At 70.0% G+C, this 2,339-nt stretch carries 2 protein-coding genes and 1 pseudogene; all 3 read left to right on the forward strand.

Annotated features, from left to right (window positions below; translation table 11 throughout):
* Window positions 1-221: pseudogene (locus tag GJ693_RS17155) on the forward strand (hypothetical protein); the annotation flags it as partial.
* Complete coding sequence (locus tag GJ693_RS15540) at window positions 218-922, forward strand: phage baseplate assembly protein V (protein WP_235902985.1); 705 nt, start codon at window positions 218-220, stop codon at window positions 920-922. The pseudogene GJ693_RS17155 and the gene GJ693_RS15540, both read left to right, overlap by 4 nt.
* Window positions 919-2,339 (forward strand): hypothetical protein (locus GJ693_RS15545; RefSeq protein WP_197042269.1); only part of this gene is annotated, 1,421 nt, incomplete at its 3' end. The genes GJ693_RS15540 and GJ693_RS15545, both read left to right, overlap by 4 nt.

Raw genomic sequence — 2,339 nt, forward strand, 5'->3', positions numbered from 1 at the left:
ACGCCCAGTTCGCCCGCCAGGCCCGCCGCTTCGTGACGGGCGAAGGCGTCGCCGAAACCCGCGCCGCACTGGCCCCCGGCGCGGCGCTGGCCTTGACCGGCCTCGGCCCGCTGTTCGACGGCGAGTATCGCGCCACCATGGTCACCCACCGCTTTGACCAGGCATCGGGGCTGCGCAGCGAATTTGCCTGCGAACGGCCCGGCATCGGACGCGCGTCATGAGCCCGCTCGATGCCATCCCGATGGACCGCGCTGCCACCGGCTGGGGCGGGCGCTGGCTCGGCGTGATGCCGGCCGTCGTCGCCAATATCCAGGATCCCGACGGCCAGGGCCGCATCCAGATCCGTCTGCCGTGGGCGCCCGATGCCGGCGGCAGCCAGGGCTATGAATTGTGGGCGCGGATGGCGACCCTGTTTGCCGGCAGCGACCGCGGCAGCTGGTTCCTGCCCGAAGTCGATGACGAAGTGCTGGTCGCCTTCGAAATGGGCGATCCGCGCCGGCCCTATATCCTGGGCGGGTTGTGGAACGGCCAGGACTCGCCCCCGCAAAGCGCCTCGGCCGCAAACAACATCAAGCAGATCAAGAGCCGCAACGGCGTCGCCATCACCATCGACGATGCCCAGGGCCAGGAGCAGCTGAAACTCGAAACCCCCGGCGGCCAGAAGATCACCCTGAAGGACGGGCCGGGCGCCATCACCATCGAGGATTCGAACGGCAACTCCATCAAGCTGGAAACATCCGGCATCACCATCACCGCGGCGGCCAAGGTGACGGTGAACGCGCCGCAGGTCGATGTGTCGGCGGGACTCGTCAAGGTCGATGCCGGCATGGCGAAGTTTTCCGGCGTGGTGCAGTGCCAGACGCTGATCACCACCACCTGCATCGCCACCACCTACACGCCCGGCGCGGGGAACATCTGGTGAAGCCGCTCCATCACGATCTGGCCTGGGCCAGCCCTCGCCCGCTGTGGCGCGGCGCCAGCCAATCGGTGCGGCCGCAGATCCTGCGCTTTGCCGATGATGATTTCATGGAGCGGGTGCTGCATCTGCTCGACACCGATCCCGCCCGCATCGCCGATCTGGTCGCCCGGCCGGAGACCTGGCGCGATCCCCCTCAAGCCAGCGATCCCAGCGCCGATGCCGCCCGCCATGTGCCGCTGCCCGCCGTGATGAAGGCCAACCGCCGTCAGCGCTTCCTTGGACGCGTGCCCAGCCCGATCCCGCCGGTAACCGCCACGCTCAAGCTGTGGCAGCCGGCCCACCAGCGCCATTATCTCGTCGCCGGCTCCCTCGCCTGCGCGCTGCCCGGCCTGCCCGAACACCAGCTTGCTGGCGGCCATGAACGCGTCGGCTTCGTGCTGCGCCGGCTGATCAGCGGCAACGAACATGCCTGGATCGCCGATGAAGGCGGCGGCCGCTGGCAGCGCGTCAACGACGGTCTGGCGCCGGGCGAGGAGCTGCTGCCTTTGTTCCCGCTGCGCCATGCCGACAGCGAAGGGCGCAACCGCACCCTTTGGGCCGGGCTGGTCCCGGTCGGCCGCCGCGAAGCCTATCTGTCCGGCCCGATCAATTCGACTGTGGTCAGCCTTGCCGCCGGCCAGCGCGCCGCGCTCGATCCACCGCCGGTGCCGGCGCCAACACCCTCGGTCATGGGCCGGCTCACCGATCTCCGGCTCACCGTCTTCGAACCGTGGAAGGCGATGATCACCGCGGCCACCCGCGCCGCCGGGGCACTCGACAAGACGAAGGGCGATGAATGCCGCCTGCGCGCCTTTGCCAGCAACATCGATTTCCAGATGCAGAGCTGGCTGCTGCTGCTCGATCTCAGGCGCTGGATCGCCGCCCACCTGAACGAAGTGGCGCGCGCCATCGCCGGCGGTGCGCCGCCCGCCGTCGGCAGCCGGCAGCGCCCGGTCTATGACTGGCTGGTGGCGGCCGTGCCCGGCGATCCGCTCACCAACGCCCTGAAGGATGGCCTGATCTTCACCTCGCAGCAGCCGCCGAACACGCCGCTCGGCGACGTGATCAAGCCGATGAAGGCCAATCTGCTCGATGCGCTGAAGGCGCTGCCCGCCGATCCGCCGAACGCGCCCCACCCGCTCGAAGCCATCACCACCCATTATACCGCCAAGGTCGCCGTCACCGCCGCCCAGGCCGCAGCCTGGCCCGCGTTCCATTTCCCGTTCGCCGGCCTGACGCCGCAGGGCAATGTCGTCGGCCCCTGGCAGGTGCCGCCCGCGCCGGCCCCCAACGCCGCAGAGGTCGCCGCCATCCACTACCCGCCCGGCACGGCGCCTGCCGACGCCGCGGTGATCAGCGACCCGGCCGAATCCGGCGCCGC

The sequence above is a fragment of the Sandarakinorhabdus oryzae genome (assembly GCF_009733735.1).
Classification (GTDB): Bacteria; Pseudomonadota; Alphaproteobacteria; order Sphingomonadales; family Sphingomonadaceae; genus Sandarakinorhabdus; species Sandarakinorhabdus oryzae.

Coding starts and splice junctions, on each gene's coding strand:
- GJ693_RS15540 (WP_235902985.1), top strand. CDS start 218: ATGAGCCCGCTCGATGCCATCCCGATGGACCGCGCTGCCACCGGCTGG.